We start from the raw sequence: 13,661 nt of genomic DNA, 5'->3' as shown, positions 1-13,661 counted from the left end.
CGGGCTTGGAGACGCCGATGTGGGCGTAGCGGGGGCTGAACCCGCGCTCGAGGAGCCAGGTGCCGTAGCGCAGGCCGAGGCCCGTCTTGATGTTCTGGCTCTCGGCCACGAGGACGAAGGGGGCCTTGCCCACCTTCGCCAGCATCTCCTCGTCGGGCGTGTTGAGCGTCGGCTTGTTGATCAGGCCGACGTCCAGCCCCGCCTCGCGGGCGCGCTCGACGGCGTCCAGGGCGCGGCAGAGCATGTCGCCGTAGGCGACGACGTAGCCCGCCGACCCCTCGCGCACGATCTCGTCCCTGCCGGGCACAAACGTGTAGTCCCCGCCGTACATCTTTTCGCCCTTGGCGTCGAGGATGAACGGCACGCTGCTGCGCAGGGTGAAGACGAAGCGGACGCCGGGGTCGTTCCAGGTGGTCTCGACGACGCTCTTGAGCTGGAGCGCGTCCGCCGGGAAGTAGAGCCGGGTGGCGTCGTTTTCGGCGATGCCGCAGTCGGCGAGCATGACGTTGATGCCGTAGTGGCAGGTGTTGTCGGCCATGTCGTCAATGCCGGCGTGGGAGAAGTGGCAGATCGCGTTGGCGCCGTTGAGGCGGGCCATGGTCAGCTCGGAGATGATCATCTCGAGGAAGGCGGAGAAGGTGCTGAAGATGCCCTGCTTCCCGGGCTTGAAGCCGAAGCCGGCGGCGGCGGAGAAGTTGCCGCGCTCCTGAACGCCGCCGTTGAGGCAGACTTCCGGGTGCTTCACGCGGATGCCCTTGAGGCCCGTGGAGCCCTCGAGGTCCGAGTCCACCACGAGCAGCGTGGCGACGCGGGCGGCCTCATCCATGCCGTCGAGGATGCCGTTGACGATGTTGCCGAACTCGGTGCGGTTGCTGGCGGTTTCGGCGGTGCAGCCGCGGTAGGACGCGGAGACGGTGACTTTCTTCACGGTGTCGAGGTAGGCGACGGCGTCCGCGTGGCCGCGGGCCTGGAGGTAGGCGGCGCCGAGCTCCTTCTTGATGACGTCGTGGCCGGCGTGGTTGCCCTCGAGCCCCTCGATGCCGGGGGCCATGGGGCGCTTGTTGATGAGGGCGACGGGGCCGTCGGCCTTCACGGCGGCGACCATGCGGGCGAAGAGGGCGTCAAAGTCCTCGCCGTCCCCCGTGTCCACGGGCAGGCCGTGGCCCGCGAGCGTGCGGCCGATGTCGTAGCCCGGCAGGTAGTTGGACGGGTGGCCGGAGATGGTGACGTCGTTGTCGTCCACGACGACCTTCACATTGACCCGGTGCGCCACGGCGAAGCGGGCGGCCTCGGCGTCGTCGCCCTCCATCTGCGAGCCGTCGGACCCGAAGAGGAAGACCACCTTGTCCGGGTTGGCCTTGGCAACGCCGTTGACGAAGGGCCACAGGTGGCCGAGGCGTCCGGAGGCGAACTTCACGCCCAGCTCGGGGTCGAGCTCGGGGTGGCCGTAGAGGCCCTCGCCCGCCGCGCGGTACTGGAGCAGCTTCTCCATGGGCATCTCGCCGTTGAAGGCGGACATGGCGTACTGGATGGCGACGCGGTGGCCGCCCTCGTCGAAGAAGACGGGGTAGATTTTGTCGGAGCCCTTCATGAAGGCGTCTGCGATGACCACCTCGGGGACGATGCTGTAGGCGCCGCCCGTGTGGCCGCCGAGGCCCTTGGCCCCCGCCACGGCGGTGAAGAAGATGATGGTGTCGCGGACGGTCTGGATGTTGGACAGCAGCTGGGCGCGCTGGTCCGCCGTGAGGGTGTCGGTGAAGGGGTTGAAGGCCACGGGCTTGAAGCCGGCGGTGTTCAGGGGGAAGCTCATCGCGTGCTCCTCTCTTTCGGGGTTTGGACGGGCGAAAACCCGCGCAAAACAGGGGGGCGCGCGGGCCGGAAAAGTATATCATGCGGCCGCGGCGTTCTGCTATCATGGGGGGAAAGCGCGCGCCGGGCGGTGTCCGGCCGCGCACGGGCGGACCAACCACTGCAAGGAGGATTTTCGTCATGGGCATCGGAAACGGCGGCATGAGCCGCAGGGACTTCGCGAAGGCCTCCGCTTTCGCGGGATTTTCCATTCTGGCCGCGGGCGCGGCGCGGGCGCAGGACAGCGCCGAGGCGCTGAAGGTCGGCCTGATCGGCTGCGGCGGGCGCGGCACGGGCGCGGCCAAGAACCTCATTGACGGCGTGGACAACGTCAAGATCACGGCGCTGGCCGACGCGTTCGAGGACAAGGTCCGGAACTGCCGCCACGAGCTGGAGAAGATCAAGGACCCGAAGCTGAGGGCCAAGGTCGCCGTGACGGACGAGCAGGTCTTCGTGGGCATGGACGCCTTTGACAAGCTGCTCAAGACCGACGTGCAGGTCGTCATCCTGGCCACGCCGCCCTACGCGCGCCCCGTCCACTTCGAGGCCGCCGTCAACGCGGGCAAGCACATCTTCACCGAGAAGCCCGTGGCCGTGGACGCCGTGGGCATCCGACGCTTCATCGAGGCCGCCCGCAAGGCGGAGGCGAACAAGCTGTCGGTGGTCGCGGGCACCCAGCGCCGCCACCAGACCCCGTATGTCGAGACGGTCAAGCGCATCCACGGCGGCGAGATCGGCGAGATCCTCTCCGGCCGCGCCTACTGGATCGGCACCCTGCCCTTCAGCCACGAGCGCAAGCCCGAATGGAGCGACCTGGAGTACCGCCTGCGCAACTGGTACAACCAGATCTGGACCTGCGGCGACAACATCCTCGAGCAGCACGTGCACAACCTCGACGTGATCAACTGGGCGCTCAACGCGCACCCGGAGAGGGTGGTGGCGTCCGGCGGCCGCGCCTGGAAGCCCTTCGAGGAGCGCTACGGCGACATCTGGGACAACTTCACCTGCGACTACGAGTACCCGGGCGGCGTCCACATCCTGAGCATGTCGCGCCACTGGGAAAACTCCAAGAACGCCGTGTTCGAGGAGGTGACGGGCACCAAGGGAAAGAGCAGCTGCTGCAACCTGGGCAAGGAGACGTCGGACCCCTACGTGCAGGAGCACATTGACCTCTACGCCAGCATCCGGGGCACGGGCCCCTACCTCAACGAGGGCGTCCAGGTGGCCGAGAGCTGCCTGACGGCCATCATGGGCCGCATGGCCGCCTACACGGGCGCGGAAGTCTCCTGGGACGACGCGCTCAAGAGCGACCTGAGCCTCGTGCCCGAGGAGCTGGACTTCGCCAAGGCCTATCCGCTCGGCCCGATCCCGGTGCCGGGGCAGGCCTGATCCACGACAGAAACCCCGGGGGGCGGTGCCTGGCCACCGCCCCCCGCCTTTTTGAATGAATAACCGGGCCGGGATTTTCGTTAGGTACACGGAGACTATCCGCAGCTGAAAGGAGCGCGCGATGACGACAACGATGAAGGTGATGAGCTGTTTGACCGTGGTGGCCCTGGCCCTGGCCGGTGTGACCGGGTGCCAGACCTACGGTGAGGCCGCCGGGCTCGGCGGCGCGCTCGGCGCGGGCGCCGGCGCCATCATCGGCCACCAGTCCGGCAACGCCGTGGCCGGCGCGCTCATCGGCGCGGCCGCGGGCGCCCTCACGGGCCTGATCATCCACGACATCAAGGCGCGCAAGGAAAAGAGCGCCCAGGAGACCCAGCAGGTCTACAACTACACGCCCGCGCAGGGCGAGCTGATGCGGTTCGAGCGCGCCGAGGTGCTGCCGCCCTCCGTGCGGCCCGGCGAGGAGATCGAGGGCACCATCCAGTACGCCCTCCTCGGCACGGGCCCCGGCGTCCAGGTCAGCGAGCAGCGCACCCTCATGCAGGGCGACCGTGTCGTCGCCGACATCTCCAGCCAGGCCTTCCAGCGCACCGACGGCACCTGGGTCAGCAGCCAGCCCTTCCGCATGCCGGCCAACACGCCCCCCGGCACCTACACCCTCGTGACCACCGCGCGCACTGCCCAGTCCGCCATCTCGGGCCGCGCCGACTTCACGGTGCTGTAAAACAAGCCTCCGGCAAGAACTCCCCGCGCCGCCGCGGCCCTCCGGCCCGGCGGCGCGGTTGTTTGCAGGGGGGCGCTGTTGGCCGGGGAACATCGGACCGATCGGACGGATCCGTCGGACAAGGGAACGGGGGCGGCGCGTTTTCCGCCCCCCTTTGGCGGCGCTCAGGGCGCGGCGCGGCCGGCGGCGGCCAAGGCCTCGGCGCGCTCCCCCGCAAGCAGGGTGCCGTTGCTGTACATGGCCGTGCGCCGTCCCGAGGCGGCGGCATAGGCAATCATCTCGCAAAGGCGCGGATGCATCAGCGGTTCCCCGACGCTGCCGAAGGTCACGGTCTCCACCGTGTCCGGCGCCTCGTCCATGGCCTTGCGGAAAAGATCCCATTCCATGAGACGGGGCCGTGTCCCCGCAAGCCCCTCCTCGAACGCGCCCCAGCAGTAGTTGCACTTGAGGTTGCAGCCGAAGACCGGCTCAACGCCCAGGGTCACCAGCGCGGCGGCCCGCGCGCGGCGCGGAGCCGTGTCCTGTGCGTTCAACACCGCCCAGACCCCGCAGGCGATTCTAACACAAACCCGCGCGGCGCGCTGGACCCGGCCCGCCTCCGGCCGCTAAAATGCCGCCTTTGGCCGCAAACCCGGCACGGGAACGCATGATGATTGGAAGACTGGAACTGTTCGGCATCGCCGTGGGGCTTTCCATGGACGCCCTGGCGGTGGCCGTGGCCACGAGCGTCCTCCTGCGCCGGGTGGACGGGCACCAGATGTTCCGGCTGTCCTTCCATTTCGGCCTGTTCCAGGCCCTGATGCCCGTCATCGGCTGGACCCTGGGGTCCCTCGCCGCCGATTACATCCGCGACTATGACCACTGGATCGCCTTCTTCCTCCTCGCCTATGTCGGCGGCCGCGCCCTCCGCGAGGCGCTTTCCAGCAAGGACGGGGAGGACGGCGAAACGCGGCCCCGCACCGACCCCACGCGCGGGTGGAGCCTCGTGGTGCTGTCCGTGGCCACGAGCATAGACGCCCTGGCCGTGGGGATCACCTTCGCCATGCTCGGCGTCGCCGTGTGGTACCCGGCCCTGGTCATCGGCCTGGTCGCGGGCGCCCTCACGCTGGCCGGCATGCACTTCGGTGCGCGGCTCGGCGGCCGCTTCGGCAAGGGCATGGAGGTCTTCGGCGGCCTCGTGCTGCTCGGGATCGGCTTCAAGATCCTCCTCGAGCACCTCCTCTCCTGACGGCGGCCGCGCCTTCCGGTCAGGGCTCAGGAACGCCCAGGAAGCCGTCGCTCCAGAAGACGGGCTTGTGGCCGTTTTCCGTGACCCATTGCAGCGCCGTGCGGACCTTGTCCTTGATCGTCGGCTGGTAGAGGTCCAGCTCCTCGCGGAAGTACTGCTCGTGGATGAGCAGCTCCACCAGCTCCGAGGTGTGCGGCGACGCCGCGCGCTGTTCCAGCAGCGGCACGATCTCCCCCACCGGAGGGCTGTTCACCACCAGCGCGCAGGGGAGGAAGGTGACGCCGGTGGCGTGGTCGTGCCACGCGGGCCGCGTGTCAACCCGGGCGCACTGCTCCGGCGGGAGATAGTACCCCGTCGTGCAGGTGCCATTGTTCACGTGGAAGATGCCGATGAGGTTCTCGATGCCCCGGTCGCGCAAGGCGCGCACGCCCGCCGCCGGGCACTCCGCCCAGTGGACCGTCGTCGTGCAGCCCGGCGTGTCCTGCCCCGTGAAGCGGCGGATGTGCCCCGTCACCAGGTCGTAGTCGTGGGCGACCTGCGCGTGGCCCGCGTTGCGGTAGGGGCGGTCCGGCTTGTCCTGCAGCGCGTGGAAGGTCAGGCGGAGCCAGTCCGCGTTCGCGCGCCACTCGTCCCGCCAGGTGTCCGGCATCTGCGACAGGTCAAAGCCGTCGGTCTGGTAGTAGATGTTCAGGTGGATCTTCGCGCCGTAGGTCTGGTGCATCTCCCGCCAGAACGCCAGGTACCAGTGGTCAAAGAGCGAGGGGTACGCCTTCGGGTTCATGCCCAGGTCCTTGAGAAACTGGATGTTGTCGTCCACCGAGAAGCGGTAGCGCTTGAAACTCCCCCGGTTCCACAGGATGCGCGCCTCCGCCCGCGCCCCGTCCGACTCCGCCACAATCCGCGCGCGCCGCCCCGTCACCGGCACCGTGCACGAGAACGCCTCCCCGTCCCGCGCCGCCGCCACGCCGTTCACCCGCACGGCCGCCCCCGCCGGGGCCGTCCCCTGCACCGCCAGCGCCAGCCCCTCCGCCGTCTCCCCCCCGTCCAGCCGCGTCACCACGTCCCCGTCCCGGGGGAAGGTGAGTTCGAGGGCGGAGGCGGTGGACAGGAGGAACATGCCGAAGACGAGAAGAGGAAGCCGGTGGAAGACCGTGGGCGGAGCGCTTGGCTTCGGGCGGGTGGTGTTCATTTCAGGTTCTCCGGGGGCGTGGGCTTTCTAAGAAGACGCGCGGGCGCGGACCCGCACGGACAGAATGGACGGAATGGACCCCATGGACGTTATGAACGGGAACAGCATCCCGCACAGGTTCCTATTCGCCCTTGCGGTAGTCCGCTTCGCCCGCACTGTCCATGTCGTCCATACTGTCCATGTCGTCCATACTGTCCATGTCGTCCATCCCGCCTACCGCACCACGACCTTCGCGCCGGTGCGGGCGCTTTCGTAGCAGGCGGCGAGGACCTTCTGGCTCCAGAGGCCGTCCTCGCCGGGGACGGGCGGCGGGGTGTCCTCCAGCACGGCGCGGGAGAAGGCCTCGACCTCGGCGCGGTACATGTTGACGGGGGGCGGGGCGATGGGAATGCCGCCCTCGGCGGTGCGCTCCTGGGCGGCGGCGTAGTCGCCGGGGGCGGCCTCGAGAAGGGCCTCCATGCGCCCGGCCTCGCCCTGGCCGATGGTGCCCTCGGCCAGGATGCTCCCGAGGGAGCCGTAGAGCTCCAGGCGGTTGCGCGAGGCGGCGTCGGGCACGTTGAACAGGCAGTCCACGGCGCCCTTCGCGCCGCAGGCGAAGTCGAGGAGGACCACGGCGGTGTCCTCGGAGGCGTAGGCCTGGACGAGGCTGCCGGTCTCGCAGCGGACGGCGGAGACGGGGCCGAAGAACATCTCCAGCAGGTCTATGCAGTGGCCGCCAAGGTCCATGAGGCTGCCGCCGCCGCCGAGGGCGGGGTCCTGCCGCCACGCGCCCGCGATGGGCGGGTACCAGCAGGAGAGCTGGGCGCGCGCGAAGACGGGCACGCCGAGGCGGGCGGACTGCACGAGGGCCAGCGCGGCCTGGTGCTGCGCGTGGAAGCGCATCATGAGGCCGGCCCCGAGTTTCACGCCGGCCTTTGCGCAGGCGGCGACCATTTCCTTCCCCTCGGCGACGGTCATGCCGAGGGGCTTCTCGCAGAAGACGTGCTTGCCCGCGGCCGCCGCGCGCAGGACCTGGCCGTGGTGGAGCCACGCCGGGGTGGCGATGTAGACGATGTCCGCGTCCGACGCCAGCAGCTCGTCCTCGCCGGCGCAGGCGCGCGCGCCGAACTCGGCGGCGACCGCCCCGTTCGCCGCGGCGTCCACGTCGAAGACGGCGGCCAGCTCCGCGTTGTCCGCCTTCACAATGCCCTCGGGGATGGTTCGGCGGCGGGCGATGCCCGCGGACCCCAGAACCGCCCATCGTGCTTTCATTTCCTGTCCTCCTTTGTCATCCTGCTGTCCGTCACCCCCGCGAACGCGGGGGTCCATGTCTTTGGCGCGCGGCGATGACCGCTGACCCAAGATGGATTCCCGCCTGCGCGGGAATGACGGTCTGTGTGGCGGGAATGGCGGTTTGTGTGGCAGTCACGACGATTCTTCATTGTTTCGCGAACGCGGCGATGACCTTCTTGATGGCGGCGGCGATGCCGCGCATGTGCTCCTCCTCGTAGGTGGGGAACACGAAGGTGATGAAGGTGCGGGTCTGGTGCCAGACGGCGTTGGGCACCTCCACGCGCGTGTAGTCCACCGACGCCGGGTCGGCGTACTCCTTCGACGTGAAGGGGAACCCGGAGTTCCCGTAGGCGCAGTGCTTCTGGAAGGCGGCCTCGGTGTGGCACTGGGGCCAGAAGACGTTCCAGCAGGGCGCGCCCTCGGCGCCGAGCGCCGCGAGGAACCCGGCCATGTCGCAGGTCATGCGGTCCATGTCGAGGGTGACGGGAAAGACGAACCAGCCGTTGCGCCGCTCCGGCGTCTCGACGGGCAGGTGGAGGATCTGCGGCACGTCCGCCAGCGCCTCCAGCAGGATGCCCGCGTTGCGGCGGCGGCGCGGCATGTTCCACGCGTCCATGCGGTCCAGCTCGGCGAGGCCGATGGCCGACTGCATCTCCGTCATGCGGTAGTTGAACCCCGCCATGGTGTGGATGTACGGGAGCTTCTGCTCCATCTCCAGCAGGCGCAGGCGCTCGCGCACGTCGTAGCCGTGGTCGCGGAAGCTGCGGCAGCGCCAGGCGGCCTCCTCGTTGTCCGTCGTGACCATGCCGCCCTCGCCGCCCGTGGTGAAGGTCTTGTTCTGGCAGAAGCTGCACGCCGCGATGTCGCCGAGGGTGCCCGTCTTCCGCCCCTTGTACTCCCCGCCGAAGGCCTGCGCGTTGTCCTCCACCACGAACAGGTTGTGCGCGCGGGCGAAGGCGCGGATCGGGTCCATGTCCGCCACGTTGCCGTAGAGGTGGACCACGATGACGGCCTTCGTGCGCCGGTTCACCAGCTTCGCCGCGCTCTCCACGCTGATGCAGTGGTCGTCGCGGTTCACGTCGGCGAAGCGCGGCACCGCGCCCGCCTGCACCACGGCGAACGACGTGGCGATGAAGGTGTAGCTGGGGACGATCACCTCGTCGCCCGGGCCGATGCCCAGCCCCGCCAGCGCCGTGTGGAGCGCGCTCGTGCCGTTGCTCGTGCTCACGGCGAACAGCGAGCCCTGCCACGCCGCGAAGCGCCGCTCAAACTCCATGCCCCGCTCGCCGGTCCAGTAGTTCACCTTCCCGCTGCGCAGCGTCGCCACCACATCCTCAATGGCCGCCTCGTTCAGGCAGGGCCAGGGCGGCAGCGGCCCCGGCACCGACTTGGGGCCCCCGTTCAGGGCAAGCGTCTCGTTCATCGCGCGACTCCTTTTGTCGTTGAAGGCGGCGGCGCCCCCCCGGCGGGGGCACCCTCCCCAGTGTAGCCGTTTCCGGTTCCCGCGCGCCATGTGGGGGGATGGGAGGTATGGGAAGCAGGGGAAGTATGGGAGGGGGGGGGAACAGACAGGTTTCTCCGGGGTGCCGGGTGCATGCCCCCTCAAGACCGTCCTTTGCCAACCTCCCATACTTCCCCTGCTTCCCATAACTCCCATGCATTCCCGCCCCCGCGACCGTTCTGCTAGAATCGCCGGGGGCACGGCGCCCCGCCAAGGAGGTCCCCCATGCGCTCATCCAGCCGCAGAGGTTTCCTGAAACAGGCCGGGGCGGCGTCCGCGCTGCTGCTGTCCGCGGGCGGCGGGGTGCGGGCCGCGGAGCCGGGGCCGAAGCGCCCGCCGAATGTCGTGTTCATCCTCACGGACGACCAGGGCTACGGCGACCTGGGCTGCACGGGCAATCCGGTCCTGAAAACACCGCGCATGGACTCCCTGCGCCGGGACGGCGCGTGGATCCGCCGCTTCTACGCAAGCCCCGTGTGCGCGCCGACGCGGGCCTGTCTCATGACGGGGCGCTACAACCACCGCACGCGGGCCATTGACACCTACCTCGGCCGCGCCATGATGGACCCGGCGGAGGTCACGCTGGCGGAGATGCTGCGCGCGCGGGGCTACCGCACGGGCCTCTTCGGCAAGTGGCACCTCGGCGACAATTACCCCATGCGTCCGGTGGACAAGGGCTTTGACGAGTCGCTGTGCCACAAGGGCGGCGGCATCTGCCAGCCGTCGGAGCCGGACAACACGTCGTATTTCGACACGGTCCTCTCGCACAACGGGAAGGACGCCCGCACGAAGGGCTACTGCACCGACGTCTTCGCCGACGCCGCCGTGGCCTTCATCGAGGCGAACGCGGACCGCCCCTTCTTCGCCTACCTCGCCACGAACGCCCCCCACAACCCGCTGGACGTGGCGGAGGCGTACTGGAAGCCCTTCGCGGAGAAGGGGCTGGACGAGAAGACCGCCCGCATCTACGGCATGATCGCCAACCTCGACGAGAATGTGGGGAAGGTGCTCGACGCGCTGGACCGGCTTGGCCTCGCGGAGGACACGATCGTCTGCTTCATGACCGACAACGGCCCCGCCCTCAACGACGGCGCGCGGTATAACGCGGGCCTGCGCGACGGCAAGGGCTCGGTCTACGAGGGCGGCATCCGTGTGCCCTTCTTCGCGCGGTGGACCGGACACATCGCGCCGGGCGCCGAGATCGCCGCGATGGGCGCGCACATTGACGTCCTGCCCACGCTCCTCGACGCCTGCGGCTTCACCCCGCCGGAGGAGCCCCGCCTCGACGGCGTCAACCTCTGGCCGCACCTCGCCGGAACCGCGGACGGCGCGCCCGACCGCACGCTCTTCCTTCAGTGGCACCGGGGCGACGCGCCCGAACCCTTCCGCAACGCCGCCGTCGTTACGCGCCGCTTCAAGCTGGTCAACGGCGCCGAACTCTACGACCTGGAGGCCGACCCCGGCGAGACCACCGATGTCGCCGCGGACCACCCGGACACCGTCCGGCGCCTGCGCGCGGACTACGAGGCGTGGTTCGCCGACGTCGGCGCGACGCGCGGCTACGACCCGCCCCGCATCGTCCTCGGCGCGCCGCAGGAAAACCCCTCCGTCCTCACCCGCCAGGACTGGCGCGGCGCGAAGGGCTGGGGCGACGCCGACAACGGCGGGTGGGAGGTCCGCATTGCGCAGGGCGGCGACTACCGCGCCACCGTGGAGTTCCCCGCCGCCGACACGGACCGCCGCATCCTCTTCACCGTGGTTGGTGCGGGCGCCGAGGGCACCCTCCCGGCGGGCGAAACCCGCCTCACCCTCCCCGGCCTGGTCCTCCCCGCCGCCGACGGCCGCCTCGAAGCCTTCCACGAGGCCGGCGGCGCGCGCCGCGGCGCATTGCGCGTGTGGGTGGAGCGCGTTGGGTAATCCCGGACACCGGCAGCCAGCGTAGACGCGCCTTCCAGGCGCGTTCCTGGGCCGTGGTGTGCGCCCAAAGAAAGCGGCTGGAAGCCGCTTGTGGTGAAAACCTCCGAAACACCTTACCACCGGAGCACTCCGAACACAAAGAAGCCCAAGAAGCAGGCGGGGCATTCCCGGCGCCGCCGCCACACCGCCGATTTTCCGTAAGGCCAGGGGGAAGCCTGGCGCTCCCAGCAAGTGGAGAGAAAGTGCTAGCGCCAAGATGGGTCAACCACGCTGCAAAACCTTGGGCATTCGGCAAGCGGGCCCGTGAGGTGCGCCATTCGATAACACAGCGCCAAGTACCCTTCCAAATAGTATAGAGCCAGCCTTCCGGAGAGAATGCTGATGACCATGGCGGTGCCGCTCATCAAAAGGGTTGGGTCCGTGGGCAGGTCGGCCATTCGAATGCGAGAGAGGGAATCGGGGGGGCGGTTCATCACATGGAACCACTCAACCTCCAGCGTTTCCGGACAAACCCGCGCAATGTCATCAATTCCAATGCCTGACTTGCAGTGCAAGGTTGTGTTAGGATCGAGGTGTCCCCACATTCTGTCGGACAGTTCATAATGGAACTTCTCCAGATTTCCCCTGTCCAGCATTTCGAGGTAGCGCGGCTGCCGTCTCTTCTCAATGAAGGAGAGCACAAACTGCTTTTCGCAATCAGTGTCCTCGGGCCTAAGATGTTCCATGGCTATCGCCGTTTCCTCTATAAGACGCCTCCAAATGGGGGGCGAGGGCATTGAGTCTGGACGGAGACCTCCGGAAAGAGTCGGTCCGCATTTCTCACGAGACGCGCATTGCCAAGAAGAAGGTTCCAAGTCACCGTCTCGTGGAAAGTCTAGCAGAGCCTCCTCAAGGCGTCAACGCCGCTTCTGGGAAACCACATAGCCGACCTGCAGTTACGGTCCTCTTGCTGGTTTTCCGGAAGGCCAGGGGGAAGCCTGGCGATCCCAGGGGGCGGGAACGCAGGGTGTTGTCTGGGACCTGCGGCGGGGGCGGGGTGGTACAATCGGGGGGCCGCGCGGAAGGGTTTTCTCCCCGGACGGTGTTCTGAGAAGGCAACGGAACCGCCGATGATCGTGATCGTTGACTACAAGATGGGCAATCTGGACTCCGTGGTGCGGGCGCTCACGCGGGTGGGCGCGCCGGTGTGCGTGTCGGCGGACCCGGCGGCGGTGGGGGCGGCGTCGGGGCTGGTGCTGCCGGGGGTGGGGGCCTTCGCGCAGGCGATGCGCAACCTGGCGGACGACGGGCTGCTCCCGGTGCTGCACCGCAAGGTGCTGGAGGAGAAGACGCCGGTGCTGGGCATCTGCCTGGGGTTCCAGCTCATGTCGGACCACGGGGAGGAGGGGGACGCGGACGGCCTGGGCTGGATCGGCGGGGTGACGCGGAGGTTCCGGTTCCCGGAGGGGGCGGCGCCGAAGATCCCGCACATGGGGTGGAACGACCTGGCACCGCGGCAGGCGGACAACCCGCTCTTTGAGGGGCTGGACCCGGCGGCGTGCTTCTATTTCGCCCATTCGTACCATGTGACGGACCCGCGGCCCGAATGCGTGGCGACGGTCACGGAGTACGGCGAGACCTTCGTGTCCAGCGCGCGGCTGGGCAACATCTTCGGCACGCAGTTCCACCCGGAGAAGAGCTACCTGAACGGCCTGCGCCTGCTGCGCAATTTCGCGGGGCTCGCCGCCCATGCATAAGGTGCGCGTGATCCCGGTGCTGCTGCTGCGCGAGCGCGGGCTCGAGAAGGGGGTCCGCTTCACGGACTTCAAGTATGTGGGGTGCCCGGTGAACGCCGCGCGGGTGTTCAACCGGCACAACGTGGACGAGCTGGTGCTGCTGGACACGCGGGCGACGGTGGAGGGGCGCGGCCCGGTGAACGACATCGTGAGGGAGATCGCGCGGGAGTCCTTCATGCCCTTCACCGTGGGCGGCGGTGTGCGCTCGGTGGAGATGATGCGCGACCTGCTGGTCTGCGGGGCCGACCGCGTGGCGCTGAACACGGCGGCGGTGGAGCGCCCCGAGCTGGTGGCGGCGGGGGCCGACCGCTTCGGGCGGCAGTGCATGGTGGTGTCCCTCGACGCGCGCCGGACCCCCGGCGGCGGCTGGGAGGCGGTCACCCACGCGGGCACGCGGCCCACGGGCCGCGACCCCGTGTCCCTGGCCCGCGAGATGGAGGAGGCGGGCGCGGGGGAGATTCTCATCACCTCGATAGACCGCGACGGCACGATGGAGGGCTACGACCTCCCGCTGGTGCGGGCCGTGTCGGAGGCCGTGTCCATCCCGGTGATCGCGGGCGGCGGCGCGGGGTCCGTGGCGCACCTCGCGGAGGCGGTCTACGACGGCGGGGCCTCGGCGGTGGCGGCGGGCGCGTTTTTCCTGTTTTTCGGGAAACGCCGCACCGTGCTGATCACCTACCCGACGGACCGCGACCTGGCGAAGCACTTCCGGCCGGAGCACATCCGGCCGAAGGACACGCCCGAGGTGGTGCCCCTGGACGCGGCCCGGCGGTGACGCCGGCGCGGCGGCGGGTGCCGTTCCGTAGCGCCGGCGTCCC

At 69.1% G+C, this 13,661-nt stretch carries 11 protein-coding genes and 1 pseudogene; 6 read left to right on the top strand and 6 right to left on the bottom strand.

Annotation, left to right across the window (positions count from 1 at the left end; genetic code table 11):
- The coding region (locus tag GXY15_01010) for a transketolase (protein NLV39796.1) at positions 1-1,810 on the bottom strand (1,810 nt) is incomplete at its 3' end.
- Positions 1,811-1,989: 179 nt separating this feature from the next.
- Here GXY15_01010 and GXY15_01005 point away from each other — a divergent pair.
- On the top strand, positions 1,990-3,237 hold the full coding sequence (locus GXY15_01005) for a Gfo/Idh/MocA family oxidoreductase (GenBank protein NLV39795.1): 1,248 nt from the start codon (positions 1,990-1,992) through the stop codon (positions 3,235-3,237).
- Positions 3,238-3,379: 142 nt separating this feature from the next.
- Positions 3,380-3,604 (top strand): annotated as a pseudogene (locus tag GXY15_01000) (hypothetical protein).
- 521 nt (positions 3,605-4,125) lie between these two features.
- On the opposite strand, the gene GXY15_00995 reads toward GXY15_01000, so the two are convergent.
- Positions 4,126-4,497, bottom strand: a complete 372-nt coding sequence (locus GXY15_00995; protein NLV39794.1) for a radical SAM protein — start codon at positions 4,495-4,497, stop codon at positions 4,126-4,128.
- A gap of 116 nt (positions 4,498-4,613) precedes the next feature.
- Here GXY15_00995 and GXY15_00990 point away from each other — a divergent pair, with 116 nt between their 5' ends.
- A complete protein-coding gene (locus tag GXY15_00990; protein ID NLV39793.1) occupies positions 4,614-5,189 on the top strand; it encodes a manganese efflux pump in 576 nt (191 codons plus the stop codon).
- Between the two features lie 19 nt (positions 5,190-5,208).
- Here GXY15_00990 and GXY15_00985 read toward each other — a convergent pair whose 3' ends face one another.
- The 3 genes from GXY15_00985 to GXY15_00975 form a co-directional block, all read right to left on the bottom strand.
- A complete protein-coding gene (locus tag GXY15_00985) occupies positions 5,209-6,378 on the bottom strand; it encodes a hypothetical protein (GenBank protein NLV39792.1) in 1,170 nt (389 codons plus the stop codon).
- A 213-nt stretch (positions 6,379-6,591) separates the two neighbouring features.
- On the bottom strand, positions 6,592-7,629 hold the full coding sequence (locus tag GXY15_00980; protein ID NLV39791.1) for a Gfo/Idh/MocA family oxidoreductase: 1,038 nt from the start codon (positions 7,627-7,629) through the stop codon (positions 6,592-6,594).
- 166 nt (positions 7,630-7,795) lie between these two features.
- On the bottom strand, positions 7,796-9,073 hold the full coding sequence (locus tag GXY15_00975; GenBank protein NLV39790.1) for a DegT/DnrJ/EryC1/StrS family aminotransferase: 1,278 nt from the start codon (positions 9,071-9,073) through the stop codon (positions 7,796-7,798).
- Between the two features lie 303 nt (positions 9,074-9,376).
- Here GXY15_00975 and GXY15_00970 point away from each other — a divergent pair, with 303 nt between their 5' ends.
- Complete coding sequence (locus GXY15_00970; GenBank protein NLV39789.1) at positions 9,377-11,068, top strand: arylsulfatase; 1,692 nt, start codon at positions 9,377-9,379, stop codon at positions 11,066-11,068.
- A gap of 245 nt (positions 11,069-11,313) precedes the next feature.
- On the opposite strand, the gene GXY15_00965 is transcribed toward GXY15_00970, so the two are convergent.
- On the bottom strand, positions 11,314-11,793 hold the full coding sequence (locus GXY15_00965) for a hypothetical protein (GenBank protein NLV39788.1): 480 nt from the start codon (positions 11,791-11,793) through the stop codon (positions 11,314-11,316).
- A 384-nt stretch (positions 11,794-12,177) separates the two neighbouring features.
- Between GXY15_00965 and hisH the strand changes: the two genes are divergently transcribed.
- Complete coding sequence (gene hisH, locus GXY15_00960; protein NLV39787.1) at positions 12,178-12,804, top strand: imidazole glycerol phosphate synthase subunit HisH; 627 nt, start codon at positions 12,178-12,180, stop codon at positions 12,802-12,804.
- The gene (hisF, locus tag GXY15_00955) at positions 12,797-13,618 is read left to right on the top strand and encodes an imidazole glycerol phosphate synthase subunit HisF (protein ID NLV39786.1); all 822 of its coding nucleotides are present in this window, start codon (positions 12,797-12,799) and stop codon (positions 13,616-13,618) included. The genes hisH and hisF overlap by 8 nt, the downstream gene beginning before the upstream one ends.
- Positions 13,619-13,661 lie beyond the last annotated feature (43 nt).

Source organism: Candidatus Hydrogenedentota bacterium (genome assembly GCA_012730045.1).
In the GTDB taxonomy this organism is placed as follows: Bacteria; Hydrogenedentota; Hydrogenedentia; order Hydrogenedentales; family CAITNO01; genus JAAYBR01.
Note: the sequence above shows the minus strand (reverse complement) of the source record. Positions and strands in the feature narration are given on the sequence as shown.

What these genes read in the sequence shown, in the direction of transcription:
- GXY15_01005 (NLV39795.1), top strand. Translation starts at nt 1,990, where the DNA reads ATGGGCATCGGAAACGGCGGCATGAGCCGCAGGGACTTCGCGAAGGCC.
- GXY15_00985 (NLV39792.1), bottom strand. Translation starts at nt 6,378, where the DNA reads ATGAACACCACCCGCCCGAAGCCAAGCGCTCCGCCCACGGTCTTCCAC.
- GXY15_00980 (NLV39791.1), bottom strand. Translation starts at nt 7,629, where the DNA reads ATGAAAGCACGATGGGCGGTTCTGGGGTCCGCGGGCATCGCCCGCCGC.
- GXY15_00975 (NLV39790.1), bottom strand. Translation starts at nt 9,073, where the DNA reads ATGAACGAGACGCTTGCCCTGAACGGGGGCCCCAAGTCGGTGCCGGGG.
- GXY15_00965 (NLV39788.1), bottom strand. Translation starts at nt 11,793, where the DNA reads ATGGAACATCTTAGGCCCGAGGACACTGATTGCGAAAAGCAGTTTGTG.
- hisH (NLV39787.1), top strand. Translation starts at nt 12,178, where the DNA reads ATGATCGTGATCGTTGACTACAAGATGGGCAATCTGGACTCCGTGGTG.
- hisF (NLV39786.1), top strand. Translation starts at nt 12,797, where the DNA reads ATGCATAAGGTGCGCGTGATCCCGGTGCTGCTGCTGCGCGAGCGCGGG.
- GXY15_00970 (NLV39789.1), top strand. Translation starts at nt 9,377, where the DNA reads ATGCGCTCATCCAGCCGCAGAGGTTTCCTGAAACAGGCCGGGGCGGCG.